Below are 14,444 nucleotides of genomic sequence, written 5' to 3'. Positions count from 1 at the left end.
GGCGTCTGGGGGTGCCCGGCTGAGGGAAGGACTGGCAGTGACAGAGTCGTTGGCGGCGAGCGTGCGCGGGCTCCGCGTGGGAGCGTTCGACGAGCACATGGAGCGCCTCCCGTCCCTCACCATCCGTGAGGTCATCGCGCTGTCGAAGGCCCGCAAGATGGGCCTGACCGAGGTGTTCGACCTCCTCGCCGACACCGACTTCCTGGTGAGCGACTGGCACGCCTCGTGGAAGGCCGCCTACGACACCGTGCAGGAGGTCTGCCTCCAGCACGGGCTCGAGGGCCTGCCGGCGGTGTGCTCCGCGGCCGCGGACGTCGCGGCGTGCCAGGGGCTCGCGCGCCTGTTCGGCTCCGATGTGCCCGTGGGCGTGCACATGCTGCTGTCGGAGCCCTGGCGGTTCGTGATGGAGCGCCACGGCGTGGTCACAACCTACGACGAGGACTGAACCCGCCCCTCCGACACGCCGCCCGCAACCCTCGCATCGTCCCTTCTCCCCGGCGTGTCGCCGCGAACTCCGTTGGCGCTGTCGGAGGGGAGGGCGTGGAAGGATAAGCCGCATGCCTCTCGACGCCGACCTCGCTGCACGCCTCAAGCGCGACCCCGCCGGACTCGTCTGCGCCGTGGTGCAGCAGCACGACACCCGCGAGGTGCTCATGGTCGCGTGGATGAACGACGACGCGCTGCACGAGACCCTCACCACGGGCCGGGCCGTGTACTGGAGCCGGTCCAGGAACGAGCTGTGGCGCAAGGGCGACACCTCGGGCAATGTCCAGCGCGTGGTGCGCGCGAGCCTCGACTGCGACGGCGACGCGCTGCTGCTCGAGGTCGACCAGCAGGGCCCGGCCTGCCACACGGGCACCCGCACGTGCTTCGAGGCCGGGGGCGACCTGGGCGCCGTGAACGGGCTGGAGCCGTGAGCGGCGCGCCCGTGCTCGAGTGGGGCCAGACGTGGCCGTCGCTCGAGGGATTCGTCGAGATCGGCGCCTCGCACCGCGTGGTGCCCGTGGTCCGCCGCCTGCTCGCGGACTCGCTCACGCCCGTCGCCGTCTACCGCGCGCTCGCGCAGGAGCGTCCCGGCACCTTCATCCTCGAGTCGGCCGAGCCCGACGGCTCGCGCGCGCGCTGGTCCTTCGTGGGCGTGCGCAGCCGCGCGATGCTCACGGTGGACGGGGACGATGCGCGGTGGAGCGGGGACGTGCCCGTGGGCCTCGCGGACGGCGCGCCACTGCCGGCGATCGCGCAGGTGCTCGCCGAGCTGCGCTCGGAGGCGATCGAGGGCCTGCCGCCGCTCACCGGCGGCATGGTCGGCGTGCTCGGGTGGGACATCATCCGTCAGTGGGAGCCCACGCTGCCCATGAAGGCGCCGCGCGAGCTCGACGTGCCCGACGTGCTGCTGCTCCTCGCGACGGACATCGCCGCGATCGACCATCGCGACGGCTCGGTGTGGCTCATCGCCAACGCGGTGAACGCCGATGCGCAGGAGACCGGCATCGAGAACGCCTACGCCGACGCCGTGACCCGGCTCGACCGGATGCAGCGCGCGCTCGCGCTCGCCGAGACCGGCCCCGTGTCCGTCCTCGTCGACGGCGACGAGCCGGAGATCGCGCAGCGCAGCGCGCCGGGGGAGTACGAGAAGGCGGTCGAGTTCGCCAAGGAGGCGATCCGCGACGGCGAGGTGTTCCAGATGGTTCCCTCGCAGCGCTTCGACGTGCCGTGCGAGGCGAGCCCGCTCGAGGTCTACCGCGTGCTCCGTACGCTCAACCCCAGCCCGTACATGTACTACTTCCAGCTCGAGGACGATCAGGGTCGCGAGTTCGCGGTGGTCGGCGCGAGCCCCGAGTCGCTGTGCACGGTCAAGGACGGCCGCGTCTCGACGTTCCCGATCGCGGGCTCGCGTCCGCGTGGCGCGACGCCCGCGGAGGACAAGGCGCTCCAGGAGGAGCTGCTGGCCGACCCGAAGGAGATCGCCGAGCATGTCATGCTGGTCGACCTCGCGCGCAACGACCTGGTGAAGGTGTGCGAGCCCACCTCGGTCGAGGTGGTCGAGTTCATGACGGTCAACCGCTACAGCCACATCATGCACATCTGCTCGACCGTGGTGGGCGAGCTCGAGGCGCCGCACGGCGCGCTCGACGCGTTCACCGCGGTGTTCCCGGCGGGCACGCTCTCGGGCGCGCCCAAGCCGCGCGCGATCGCGCTCATCGACGAGATCGAGCCGACGCGTCGCGCGTTCTACGGCGGCGCGGTGGGCTACTTCGACTTCGCGGGGAACATGGACACCGCGATCGCGATCCGCACCGCGCTCATCGAGGACGGCACCGCCCACGTGCAGGCGGGCGCCGGCATCGTTGCCGACTCGGTGCCCGCCACGGAGGCCGCCGAGACCCGCCACAAGGCCGCCGCGCTCATCCGCGCGATCGCCACGGCGTCGCGCCTGGCCGATGCCCCGGCTTCGCTAGACTGACGCGCAATTCCGTTCCGTCCCCAAGGAGAGCAACGATGTCGAGCGTGCACCTCGAGCCGCAGGACCTTCCCGAGATCGCCCCCCACAACCACGGCCGCACCACGGCCGCGTGGGTCACCAACGTGGGTCTCGTCATCGCCGCGCTGCTCGCCTCGATCGGGATCGCGATCCCGATCCACCCGCTCACCTTCGCCGGCATCGGCGTCGCGGTGGTGTCGCTCGCCGCGGGTGCCGCGCTGCGCGCGCTCGGCCACGGCCAGCCGCTGTCCTAGTCACTCTGTGCCGCAATTTGGTGCGTCCTTGGGCGCATCTTTGCGGCGGTAGAGTTGGCGCCATGGGTGGGAGCAGCGCGAGCGTTCTGGACAGCATCGTCTCGGGGGTCCTCGAGGACCTCGAGGTACGCAAGGAGCTGACGTCGATGGACGCGCTCAAGGAGCGCGCCGCGCGCCTCCCGAGCGCCATCGACGCCCGCGCGATCCTCGCGCAGGAGGAGGTCGGCATCATCGCGGAGGTGAAGCGGTCGAGCCCGTCGAAGGGCGACCTCGCGGACATCACCGACCCCGCGCTGCTCGCGACCGAGTACGCCGCCGGCGGCGCCTCCGTCATCTCGGTCCTCACGGAGCAGCGCCGCTTCAACGGCTCGCTCCAGGACCTCGACGCCGTGCGCGCCAAGGTCGACACCCCGATCCTGCGCAAGGACTTCATCGTCACGCCCTACCAGGTGTGGGAGGCGCGCGCCCACGGCGCGGACGTGGTCCTGCTGATCGTCGCGGCGCTCGACCAGCTGGCGCTCGAGAGCCTCATCGAGCGCGTCCACTCGCTCGGCATGCTCGCCCTGGTCGAGGTGCATGACGAGGAGGAGGTCAAGCGCGCGGCCGATGCCGGCGCGACCGTCATCGGCGTCAACGCCCGCAACCTCCGCACGCTCGAGGTGGATCGCACCACCTTCGCACGCGTCGCCCCGCACATCCCCGACGGCGTGCTGCGCATCGCCGAGTCGGGCATCCGCGACAGCCACGACGTGGTCGAGTACGCGCGGCTCGGCGCCGACGCCGTCCTCGTGGGCGAGGCGCTGGTCAAGGACCGCGACCCGCGCGCCACCGTCGCCGAGATGGTCGCCGCCGGTGCCCACCCCGCGCTGCGGTCGGTGCGCCCGTGACGGGATCGCTGCAGGAGGCCCCGGGGCCGTTCTTCGGCGAGTTCGGCGGGAGGTTCGTCCCCGAAGCGCTCATGGCCGCGCTCGACGAGCTCACGGACGCGTACGACAAGGCCCGCATCGATCCGGCCTTCACCGGCGAGCTCGAGCGGCTCGCGCGCGACTACACGGGACGGCCGTCGATCGTCACCGAGGTGCCGCGCTTCGCCGCCCACTGCGGCGGCGCCCGGGTGCTCCTCAAGCGCGAGGACCTCAACCACACCGGCTCGCACAAGATCAACAACGTGCTGGGTCAGGCGCTGCTCACCAAGCGCCTGGGCAAGACGCGCGTGATCGCGGAGACGGGCGCCGGCCAGCACGGCGTCGCCACCGCGACCGCCGCGGCCCTCATGGACCTCGAGTGCGTGATCTACATGGGCGAGGAGGACACCGAGCGGCAGTCGCTCAACGTCGCCCGCATGCGCCTGCTGGGCGCCGAGGTCATCCCCGTGGCGACGGGCACCCGCACGCTCCGCGACGCGATCAACGAGGCGTTCCGCGACTGGGTCACCCACGTCGAGACCACCAACTACGTGTTCGGCACCGCGGCCGGCCCGCACCCGTTCCCCGCGATGGTGCGCGACTTCCAGCGCGTCATCTCGGTCGAGTCGCGCGCGCAGATGCTCGAGCTGGGCGGCCTCCCCGACGCGGTCCTCGCGTGCGTGGGCGGCGGGTCCAACGCCATCGGCTCCTTCGACGCCTTCCTGGACGATGCGGACGTGCGCCTCATCGGCTGCGAGGCCGCGGGCGACGGCGTCGAGACCGGCCGCCACGCGGCGACGCTCACGGGCGGCCGCCCCGGCATCCTCCACGGATCGATGTCGTACATCCTGCAGGACGCGGACGGCCAGACGCAGCCGTCGCACTCCATCTCCGCGGGGCTGGACTACCCGGGCGTCGGCCCCGAGCACACGTGGTTGTCGAGCATCGGCCGCGCTGAGTACTGGCCCGTCACCGACGCCGACGCGATGGAGGCGTTCCGCCTGCTCACCCGCACCGAGGGCATCCTGCCCGCGATCGAGTCCGCGCACGCGCTCGCCGGCGCGATCCGCCTGGGCCGCGAGCTCGGCCCCGGCGCGACGCTGCTGGTGACGCTGTCGGGCCGCGGGGACAAGGACGTCGAGCAGGCTGCGCGCTGGTTCGACATGCTGCCCGAGGGCGAGGGGGACGCGTGAGCGCGCTGACCGAGCGGTTCGACGACTGCCGGGCCGAGGGACGCGTGCCGCTCGTCGGCTACCTGCCCGTCGGCTACCCCGACGTCGAGACGTCGATCGCCGCGATGCGCGTGCTGGTCGAGGCCGGCTGCGACATCGTCGAGGTGGGCCCGCCCTACTCGGACCCCGTGCTCGACGGCCCCGTCATCCAGCACGCCGCCGCGGTCGCGCTCGAGCGAGGAGTGACGGTGGACGATGCGTTCGCCGCCGTCGCCGCCGTGGCGGAGGCAGGCGCGGTGCCCGTCGTGATGAGCTACGCCAACCTCATGCTCCAGCGCGGCTGGGACCGCTTCGCCGCGGACCTCAAGGCCGCCGGGGGAGCGGGTGTCATCACCCCCGATCTCACGCCCGACGCCGCGCCCGCGTGGGTGGAGGCCGCGCGCGCCGCCGAGGTCGACACGATCTTCCTGGTCGCGCCGTCGACCACGCGCGAGCGCATGCAGCTCACGTGCGACGCCTCCACCGGCTTCGTCTACGCGACGCCGCTCATGGGCGTGACCGGCGAGCGCGCGGCGCTCGGCGACGCGGCCCAGCGTGTGGTGAGCGAGGCCCGCGCCGCGGGCGCGGAGCGCGTGTGCATCGGCGTGGGCGTCTCCACGGGCGAGCAGGCGTCCGAGATCGCGGGCTTCGCCGACGGCGTCATCGTCGGCACGGCCTTCGTGCGCGCCCTCGGCGACGAGGGCGACCTCGAGCGCCTGCGCGCCAAGGTGACGGAGCTGGCCGAGGGGGTGCGCGCAGCGCGATGACCACGTCGTTCCCCAGCCCGCCCATCGAGTGGAGCTCGTTCAGCATCGGCCCGCTCACCATCCATGCCTACGCGCTGTGGATCCTTCTGGGGATCTTCGTGGCGCTGTGGCTCACCACGCGCCGCTGGGTCGAGCGCGGCGGGGACGCCGAGGTGGTCGGCGACATCGCCTTCTGGGCCATCCCGTTCGGGATCCTCGGCGGTCGGCTCTACCACGTCATCACCACGCCCGCCCCCTACTGGGGGCCCGACGGCAACCCCTGGGACGCGCTCAAGATCTGGGAGGGCGGACTCGGCATCTGGGGTGCCGTCGCGCTCGGGGCGCTCGGCGCGTACATCGGCGCGCGCCGCGCCGGTGCGAGCTTCACGGCGTTCGCCGACGCGGCGGCGCCCGGCGTGCTCATCGCGCAGGCGATCGGCCGCATGGGCAACTACTTCAACCAGGAGCTCTTCGGCGCGCCCACCACGCTGCCGTGGGCCCTCGAGATCGACCCCGCCTTCCGTCCGGACGGCTACGAGCAGTTCGCGACGTTCCACCCCACGTTCCTGTACGAGCTGCTGTGGAACCTCGCGGGGGCCGCGCTCATCATCTACCTCGACCGCCGCCTCAAGCTCTACGGCGGCCGCGTGTTCTGGCTGTACGTCATGGTGTACGTGTCCGGGCGCCTCTGGATCGAGCACGTCCGCATCGACGATGCGGTGCACATCGCGGGCCTGCGCATCAACGAGTGGGTGTCGATCATCGCCCTCGCGGGCTCGACGGCCGCGTTCGTGGCCCTAGGATGGCGTCAGCGCAGGGCTGGCGAGCGACCGGATCGGTCGCGTCTCGCGGCACGCGCCTCTCACCCCGAGGACGCGCTCGCGCAGGACGATGACGCATCGTCCGATGTCGCCGACACCCACGGCGACGGCCCCACCGGGGCCTGACGGGGGGTTTCCCCGTCCGTGGTCGTTCGCGGTAGGCTGAACGCCCGTGTCAACACCGGGTCGAAGGCGCCCCGAAATCTACGAATGTCCCCGTGTGAGCGGGGACGCTTAAGGACGGTGTGATGGTCGCGCATCTTGGCGCCCCCCAGCCCGCAGCGGGGCTCTACGACCCCGCTTTCGAGCATGACGCCTGCGGCGTCGCCTTCGTCGCGACCCTGCGTGGCACGGCGGGACGGGACATCGTCGATGCGGGCCTGACGGCGCTCAAGAATCTCGAGCACCGCGGCGCGGTCGGCGCCGAGACCGAGACCGGCGACGGCGCGGGCATCCTCACGCAGGTGCCCGACGCGTTCCTGCGCGAGGTCGCGGGCTTCGACCTTCCCGAGGCGGGCGAGTACGCGGTGGGCATCGCGTTCCTCGAGCCGGGCGAGGAGGACGCCCAGGTCGCGATCGTCGAGGCGGCCGCCGCCGCCGAAGGCGTGACCGTGCTCGGCTGGCGCGACGTGCCCGTGAACCCCGAGCCGCTGGGCCCCAGCGCCCGTGGCGCGATGCCGACCTTCCGCCAGGCCTTCCTCGCGGTCGACGGGCTTGCGGGCATCGAGCTCGACCGCCGCGCCTACCGGGTGCGCAAGCGCGCCGAGAACGACGGCGGACCCTTCTTCGCGTCGCTGTCCTCGCGGACGCTGACGTACAAGGGCATGCTCACCACCTATCAGCTCGAGCAGGTGTTCCCGGACGTCCTGCACCCGCTGTTCGCCTCCGAGCTCGCGCTGGTCCACTCGCGCTTCTCGACCAACACGTTCCCGTCGTGGCCGCTCGCGCAGCCGCTGCGCGGCATCGCCCACAACGGCGAGATCAACACCGTGCGCGGCAACCGCAACTGGATGGCTGCGCGCGAGGGCATGCTGAAGTCGGACCTGCTGGGCGACATGGCGCCGCTCATGCCGGTCTGCACGCCGAGCGCCTCGGACACCGCGTCGTTCGACGAGGTCCTCGAGCTGCTGCACCTGGGCGGTCGCCCCATCCACCACGCGCTGCTCATGATGATCCCCGAGGCGTGGCAGAACAACGAGTCCATGGACCCGGCCCGACGCGCCTTCTACGAGTACCACTCGGCGCTCATGGAGCCGTGGGACGGCCCCGCGGCGCTGCACTTCACCGACGGCACCGTGATCGGCGCGACGCTCGACCGCAACGGCCTGCGCCCCGGTCGCTTCTGGGTGACCGACGACGGTCTGGTCGTGTGCGGCTCCGAGGCCGGGCTGCTCGACCTCGATCCCGCGCGGGTGGTGCGCAAGGGCCGCCTCCAGCCGGGTCGCATGTTCCTGGTCGACACCCGTGAGGGACGCATCGTCGAGGACGAGGAGATCAAGTCCACGCTCGCCGCCGAGCAGCCCTACGAGCAGTGGGTGGCGGACAACGCGATCCGCCTGTCCGAGGTTCCCGACCGCGAGCACATCTCGCACTCGGCACGCTCGGTTCAGCGCCGCCAGCGTGCGTTCGGCTACACCGAGGAGGAGCTCAAGATCCTGCTCGGCCCCATGGCGAAGGACGGGATCGAGCCCATCGGCGCGATGGGGTCCGACACGCCCATCGCGGTGCTGTCCGAGCGCCCGCGCCTGCTGTTCGACTACTTCGTGCAGATGTTCGCGCAGGTGACCAACCCGCCGCTCGACTCGATCCGCGAGGAGATCGTCACCGCGACCGGCGGCGCGCTCGGCCCCGAGCCGAACCTGCTCGACGCCACCCCCGAGCACGCGCGCAAGATCATCATCGACTTCCCGGTGATCGACAACGACGAGCTCGCCAAGATCCTCCACATCGACCGCGACCCCAAGCGCCGCGGCGTGTTCTCGGCGCGGAAGATCCGCGGCCTCTACCCGGTCAAGGGCGGCGCCCCCGCGCTCGACGCTCGGCTCGGGGAGATCTTCAAGGAGGTCGACGAGGCGATCGAGGACGGCGTCTCCTTCCTGGTGCTCTCCGACCGCGACTCCAACCCCGACCTCGCGCCCATCCCGTCGCTGCTGCTCACCTCGGCCGTGCACCACTACCTGGTGCGCACGCACAGGCGGACGCAGCTGTCGATGGTGGTCGAGGCGGGCGACGTGCGTGAGGTGCACCACGTCGCGCTGCTCATCGGCTACGGCGCCGGCTGCGTCAACCCGTACCTCGCGATGGAGACGGTCGAGGATCTCGCCAAGCGCGGCTACCTGGGCGACGTGGCTCCCGAGCAGGCGACCTACAACCTCATCAAGGCGCTCGGCAAGGGCGTCCTCAAGATCATGTCCAAGATGGGCATCTCCACCATGGCGTCGTACCGCGGCGCCCAGGTGTTCGAGGCGATCGGCCTGTCCAAGGAGCTGGTCGACCTCCACTTCAACGGCACCCCGTCCCAGATCGACGGCGTCGGGCTCGACGTGGTCGCGGCCGAGGTCGAGGCGCGTCACGCCGATGCGTACCCCGCCTCGGGCGAGCTGCCGCCGCACCAGCGCCTCAAGACCGGCGGCGAGTACCAGTGGCGTCGCGACGGCGAGGAGCACCTGTTCGACCCGGAGACGGTGTTCAAGCTCCAGCACTCGACGCGCACGCGCCAGTACGACGTGTTCCAGCAGTACACGGACCGCGTCGACCACCAGGCGAAGCGCGCCATGACGCTGCGCGGCCTGCTCGAGCTCAACTCGGGCCTGCCCCCGGTGCCGATCGACGAGGTCGAGCCCATCAGCGAGATCGTCAAGCGCTTCAACACGGGCGCGATGTCCTACGGCTCGATCTCGCAGGAGGCGCACGAGACGCTGGCGATCGCGATGAACCGGCTGGGCGGCAAGTCCAACACGGGCGAGGGCGGCGAGTCGGTCGACCGTCTGTACGACCCGGAGCGCCGCAGCGCCATCAAGCAGATCGCATCGGGTCGCTTCGGCGTGACGTCGGAGTACCTGGTCAACGCCGACGACATCCAGATCAAGCTCGCGCAGGGCGCCAAGCCCGGCGAGGGCGGCCAGCTGCCCGGCAACAAGGTCTACCCGTGGGTCGCCCAGACGCGTCACTCGACGCCCGGCGTGGGCCTCATCTCGCCGCCGCCGCACCACGACATCTACTCGATCGAGGACCTCAAGCAGCTCATCCACGACGCGAAGAACGCGAACCCGAAGGCGCGCATCCACACCAAGCTGGTGGCGGAGGTCGGCGTCGGCACCATCGCGGCCGGCGTGGCCAAGTGCAAGTCCGACGTGGTGCTCATCTCGGGGCACGACGGCGGCACCGGCGCGAGCCCGCTGAACTCGCTCAAGCACGCGGGAGCGCCGTGGGAGATCGGCCTCGCCGACACCCAGCAGACCCTAGTGCTCAACGACCTGCGCGACCGCATCGTGGTCCAGGTCGACGGCCAGCTCAAGACCGGCCGCGACGTCATCGTGGCGGCGCTGCTGGGCGCCGAGGAGTTCGGCTTCGCCACCGCTCCGCTGGTGGTGTCGGGCTGCATCATGATGCGCGTCTGCCACCTCGACACCTGCCCCGTGGGCGTTGCGACGCAGAACCCCGAGCTCCGCTCGCGCTTCGCCGGCAGGCCCGAGCTCGTCGAGACCTTCTTCGAGTTCATCGCCCAGCAGGTGCGTGAGCACCTCGCCGCCCTGGGCTTCCGCTCGATCGCGGAGGCCGTGGGACGGGTCGAGGCGCTCGAGACCCGCGCCGCTATCGACCACTGGAAGGCGCAGGGCCTCGACCTCACGCCGGTGCTCGCGCGCCCGCGGGAGGGTGCGGCCCTCATGAACTCGACCACCCAGGACCACGGGCTCGCGGAGGCGCTCGACAACGAGCTCATCGCCGCCGCCGAGCCGGCGCTCGAGCGTGGGGAGCGGGTCGAGATCCGCCGCGAGGTGCGCAACATCAACCGCACGGTGGGCACGATGCTCGGGTACGAGGTCACGCGCCGGTACCGCGGCACGGGCCTCGAGGACGACACGATCGACGTCACCTTCACGGGCAGCGCGGGCCAGTCGTTCGGTGCGTTCGTGCCGCGCGGCATCACCCTGCGGCTCGAGGGCGACGCCAACGACTACGTCGCGAAGGGGTTGTCGGGCGGGCGCATCGTCGTGCGACCCGCGCGCGAGTCCATGCTCGACGAGACCCGGGACGTGATCGCGGGCAACGTGGTGGGCTACGGCTCGACCGCCGGTGAGATCCTGCTGCGGGGACAGGTGGGCGAGCGCTTCCTGGTCCGCAACTCGGGCGCGACCGCGGTGGTCTCGGGAGTGGGCGACCACGGGCTCGAGTACATGACCGGCGGCACCGCCGTGATCCTCGGACGCACGGGCCGCAACCTCGGCGCGGGCATGTCGGGCGGCACCGCGTACGTGCTCGACCTGCGGCCGGAACGCGTCAACGCGCAGGCCATCGCGTCGGGCGAGCTCACGCTGAGCGCGCTCGACGCCGAGGACCAGGTGATCGTCCGCACCCTGATCGAGCGCTTCGAGCGCGAGACCCAGTCGCCGGTGGCGCGCGAGCTCCTCTCCGACTGGTCCATGACGGTGGCGCGCTTCACGCGCGTGCTGCCCGCACAGTACGCACGCGTCCGTGAGGCGCTGTCCGAGCTCGACGCGAAGGGCGGGGACCTCTCCGCTCCCGGTGCGTGGGCCGAGTTCCTGGAGGTGACGGGTGGCTGACCCGCGTGGATTCCTGAAGGTCCGTGAGCGGGAGGTCCCCGCCTACCGCCCCGTCCCGGTGCGCCTGCGCGACTGGGCCGAGGTCAAGGACGAGCTGGGCCGGGACGAGGTGGTGCTCAAGCGCCAGGCCGGACGCTGCATGGACTGCGGCATCCCGTTCTGCCACCAGGGCTGCCCCCTGGGCAACCTCATCCCCGAGTGGAACGACCTGGTGTGGCGCGACCAGTACGCCGATGCGATCGAGCGGCTGCACGCGACCAACAACTTCCCCGAGTTCACCGGGCGCATCTGCCCGGCGCCGTGCGAGACCTCGTGCGTCCTGGGCATCAACCAGCCTGCGGTCACCATCAAGAACGTCGAGGTCGAGATCGTCGAGCACGCGTTCGAGGACGGCAACGTGACGCCGCACATCGCGCAGCGCCACACGGGCAAGACCGTCGCGGTGGTCGGTTCCGGCCCCGCGGGGCTCGCCGCGGCGCAGCAGCTGACGCGTGCCGGCCACACCGTCGCCGTGTACGAGAAGGACGATCGCGTGGGCGGGCTGCTCCGCTACGGCGTTCCGGACTTCAAGATGGAGAAGCACATCATCGACCGCCGCGTGGTCCAGATGGAGCGCGAGGGCACCCGCTTCCGCACGGGCATCTCGATCGGCGAGGACATCACGTGGGACGACCTGCGCGCGCGCTACGACGCGGTGCTCATCGCCACGGGCGCGCCCGTGCCACGCGATCTGCCGCTGCCGGGCCGTGAGCTCGACGGCATCCACTTCGCGATGCCGTACCTGTACCAGGGCAACCAGGTGGTCGCGGGCGAGGAGGTCGTGGACCAGATCCACGCGGACGGCAAGCACGTCATCGTCATCGGCGGTGGCGACACCGGCTCGGACTGCATCGGCACCGCGCTCCGCCAGGGAGCCGCCTCCGTCACCACGCTCGCGATCGGCAAGAAGCCGCCGACGGAGCGGCCCGAGAGCCAGCCGTGGCCCACCGACCCGCGCGTGTTCGAGGTCTCCTCGAGCCACGAGGAGGGCGGCGAGCGCGACTATCTCGCCTCGACGGTGGAGTTCATCGGTGATGAGAATGGTCACGTGACCGCACTCAAGGTTGCCGTGACGCAATACAACGCCGACGGCTCGCGCACGCCCACCCCGGGCACCGAGCGCGAGATCCCGGCGGATCTTGTCCTCATCGCGATGGGATTCACTGGGCCTGAGGTCACGAACCTCCAGGCACAGTCCCAAGTAGCGTTGACCTCGCGCGCTCAGATCGAGCGGGCGCGCAACTACGCGACCACCCAGGACGGAGTGTTCGTGGCCGGTGACGCCGGTCGCGGAGCCTCGCTCGTGGTCTGGGCGATCGCCGAAGGACGGGCGGCCGCAGCCGCCATCGATGAATACTTGACAGGAAGCACCGAGCTTCCGGCGCCGGTGACGGCGCACACAACGGCGCTCCGCGCCTGAATACCAAGGTTGGAGAACATGCGTAACGCGAAGATTGTCTGCACGATCGGACCGGCCACCGCGCCGATCGACCAGATGCGCAAGCTCGTGGGGGCGGGCATGGACGTCGCCCGGATCAACCGCAGCCACGGCTCCGCCGAGGAGCACGAGCAGGTTTACCGCAACATCCGCCAGGCCGCCGAGGAGACGGGCCGGAACGTCGCCGTCCTCGTCGACCTCCAGGGCCCCAAGATCCGCCTCGAGAAGTTCGCGAACGGCCCGCACGAGCTCGCGGTGGACGACGTGTTCACCATCACCACGCGTGACGTCGAGGGCACCAAGGACATCTGCGGCACCACGTTCAAGGGCCTCCCGGGCGACTGCAACCCCGGCGACACGCTCCTCATCGACGACGGCAAGGTCCGTCTCGAGGTGACCGAGGTCACCGAGACCGACGTCATCACCAAGGTCGTCGTGCCGGGTCCCGTCTCCAACAACAAGGGCATCAACCTGCCCGGCGTCGCCGTCTCGGTGCCCGCCATGTCGGACAAGGACGAGGCGGACCTCCGCTGGGGCCTCAAGCTCGGCGCCGACTTCATCGCGCTGTCCTTCGTGCGCAACGCCGCCGACTACGAGGACGTCGCGCGCATCATGAACGAGGAGGGCCGCACGGTTCCCGTCATCGCCAAGGTCGAGAAGCCTCAGGCGGTCGAGAACCTCGCCGAGATCGTCGACGCGTTCGACGGCGTCATGGTCGCCCGCGGCGACCTGGGCGTCGAGCTTCCGCTCGAGGAGGTGCCGCTCGTCCAGAAGCGCGCCATCGAGCTGTGCCGCTCGCAGGCCAAGCCCGTCATCGTCGCCACCCAGGTGCTCGAGTCGATGACGCACTCGCCGGTGCCCACGCGCGCCGAGACCTCGGACTGCGCCAACGCGATCCTCGACGGCACCGACGCGGTCATGCTCTCGGGCGAGACCTCGGTGGGCGACTACCCGATCATCACCGTGGAGACGATGGCACGCATCGTCAAGAACACGGAGGAGAAGGGCTACTCGCGCATCGCGCCGTACCTCTCGACCCCGCACACCCGTGGCGGTGCGATCACGCACGCCGCCGCGGAGATCGCCGAGAACCTCGACATCAAGTACATCGTCACGTTCACCCAGTCGGGCGACTCGGCGCTGCGCATGTCGCGCCTGCGTCCGTCGACCCCGATGATCGCCTTCACCCCGTCGGCCGACACCCAGAAGCGCCTCGCGCTGTCGTGGGGCATCCAGGCCGAGCTGGTCGAGAAGGTCGACTCGACGGACGAGATGGTCAACCTGGTCGACGGCTACCTCAAGTCCTCGGGTCGCGCCGTCGACGGCGAGTACGTCGTGGTCGTCTCGGGCACCCCGGTGGGCGTGCCCGGCACCACCAACTCGATCTTCGTCCACAAGGTCGGCCAGGTGCGCGGCTAAGCACCAGCGCCCCTGAGCGAGGGCCCCGTCGGCTTCGGCCGGCGGGGCCCTTCGCTGTGTGCGCCTTTCCCCGTCGTCCTCGTCCGAAGTCACGGCTAGGGAGAACCTCGACGCCGGATCGTGCGGGGGCTCGGGCGCGAGCGGCTCGGTGGTCGTGACTTGTGACAGGGGGAGGCGGGCGGCGGCGGCGTACCCCGCCACAGGCGCGATCGAAACGATCCGACCGCACGTCTTCCTCTGCAACGATTGACAAGCGCCGCCGAACCTCGCAAAGATGCGTAACTGTGTGAACGCGCACAATTCGGCACCAACCCTCCCCACACGGACGTCGGGCGGAAGCGGTCC

At 71.0% G+C, this 14,444-nt stretch carries 11 protein-coding genes; all 11 read left to right on the top strand.

The features are described from left to right. Positions 1–37 precede the first annotated feature (37 nt). Positions 38–445, top strand: coding sequence for a hypothetical protein (locus AOM09_RS12080; protein WP_156162357.1), 408 nt, complete (start codon positions 38–40; stop codon positions 443–445). 112 nt (positions 446–557) lie between these two features. After that, positions 558–917, top strand: coding sequence for a phosphoribosyl-AMP cyclohydrolase (hisI, locus tag AOM09_RS12075; protein ID WP_062388820.1), 360 nt, complete (start codon positions 558–560; stop codon positions 915–917). Then, positions 914–2,464 carry an anthranilate synthase component I gene (locus tag AOM09_RS12070; protein ID WP_062388818.1) on the top strand — a complete coding sequence of 517 codons (1,551 nt, stop codon included), beginning with the start codon at positions 914–916 and terminating at the stop codon, positions 2,462–2,464. The genes hisI and AOM09_RS12070 overlap by 4 nt, the downstream gene beginning before the upstream one ends. A 35-nt stretch (positions 2,465–2,499) precedes the next feature. Next, entirely contained in the window at positions 2,500–2,736 is a 237-nt protein-coding gene (locus AOM09_RS12065) for an HGxxPAAW family protein (protein ID WP_062388815.1), read from the top strand. Positions 2,737–2,798: 62 nt separating this feature from the next. Next, positions 2,799–3,623: an indole-3-glycerol phosphate synthase TrpC gene (gene trpC / locus AOM09_RS12060; protein WP_062388813.1), complete on the top strand. Its 825-nt coding sequence runs from the start codon at positions 2,799–2,801 to the stop codon at positions 3,621–3,623. Further along, positions 3,620–4,834, top strand: coding sequence for a tryptophan synthase subunit beta (trpB, locus tag AOM09_RS12055; protein WP_062388810.1), 1,215 nt, complete (start codon positions 3,620–3,622; stop codon positions 4,832–4,834). The genes trpC and trpB overlap by 4 nt, the downstream gene beginning before the upstream one ends. Then, the gene (gene trpA / locus AOM09_RS12050; RefSeq protein WP_062388807.1) at positions 4,831–5,619 is read left to right on the top strand and encodes a tryptophan synthase subunit alpha; all 789 of its coding nucleotides are present in this window, start codon (positions 4,831–4,833) and stop codon (positions 5,617–5,619) included. The genes trpB and trpA overlap by 4 nt, the downstream gene beginning before the upstream one ends. After that, positions 5,616–6,545, top strand: coding sequence for a prolipoprotein diacylglyceryl transferase (gene lgt, locus AOM09_RS12045; protein ID WP_062388804.1), 930 nt, complete (start codon positions 5,616–5,618; stop codon positions 6,543–6,545). The genes trpA and lgt overlap by 4 nt, the downstream gene beginning before the upstream one ends. Before the next feature lie 122 nt (positions 6,546–6,667). Beyond that, positions 6,668–11,203, top strand: coding sequence for a glutamate synthase large subunit (gene gltB / locus AOM09_RS12040; protein WP_062388800.1), 4,536 nt, complete (start codon positions 6,668–6,670; stop codon positions 11,201–11,203). Further along, on the top strand, positions 11,196–12,662 hold the full coding sequence (locus tag AOM09_RS12035) for a glutamate synthase subunit beta (RefSeq protein ID WP_062388797.1): 1,467 nt from the start codon (positions 11,196–11,198) through the stop codon (positions 12,660–12,662). Before gltB ends, AOM09_RS12035 begins: the two co-directional genes overlap by 8 nt. An 18-nt stretch (positions 12,663–12,680) precedes the next feature. Continuing rightward, positions 12,681–14,099, top strand: coding sequence for a pyruvate kinase (pyk, locus tag AOM09_RS12030; protein WP_062388795.1), 1,419 nt, complete (start codon positions 12,681–12,683; stop codon positions 14,097–14,099). Positions 14,100–14,444 lie beyond the last annotated feature (345 nt).

Source organism: Demequina iriomotensis, assembly GCF_000971395.1.
In the GTDB taxonomy this organism is placed as follows: Bacteria; Actinomycetota; Actinomycetes; order Actinomycetales; family Demequinaceae; genus Demequina; species Demequina iriomotensis.
Note: the sequence above shows the minus strand (reverse complement) of the source record. Positions and strands in the feature narration are given on the sequence as shown.

Excerpts from the sequence above, each read along its gene's own strand:
- hisI (WP_062388820.1), top strand. The coding sequence starts at position 558 with ATGCCTCTCGACGCCGACCTCGCTGCACGCCTCAAGCGCGACCCCGCC.
- AOM09_RS12065 (WP_062388815.1), top strand. The coding sequence starts at position 2,500 with ATGTCGAGCGTGCACCTCGAGCCGCAGGACCTTCCCGAGATCGCCCCC.
- trpC (WP_062388813.1), top strand. The coding sequence starts at position 2,799 with ATGGGTGGGAGCAGCGCGAGCGTTCTGGACAGCATCGTCTCGGGGGTC.
- lgt (WP_062388804.1), top strand. The coding sequence starts at position 5,616 with ATGACCACGTCGTTCCCCAGCCCGCCCATCGAGTGGAGCTCGTTCAGC.
- gltB (WP_062388800.1), top strand. The coding sequence starts at position 6,668 with ATGGTCGCGCATCTTGGCGCCCCCCAGCCCGCAGCGGGGCTCTACGAC.
- pyk (WP_062388795.1), top strand. The coding sequence starts at position 12,681 with ATGCGTAACGCGAAGATTGTCTGCACGATCGGACCGGCCACCGCGCCG.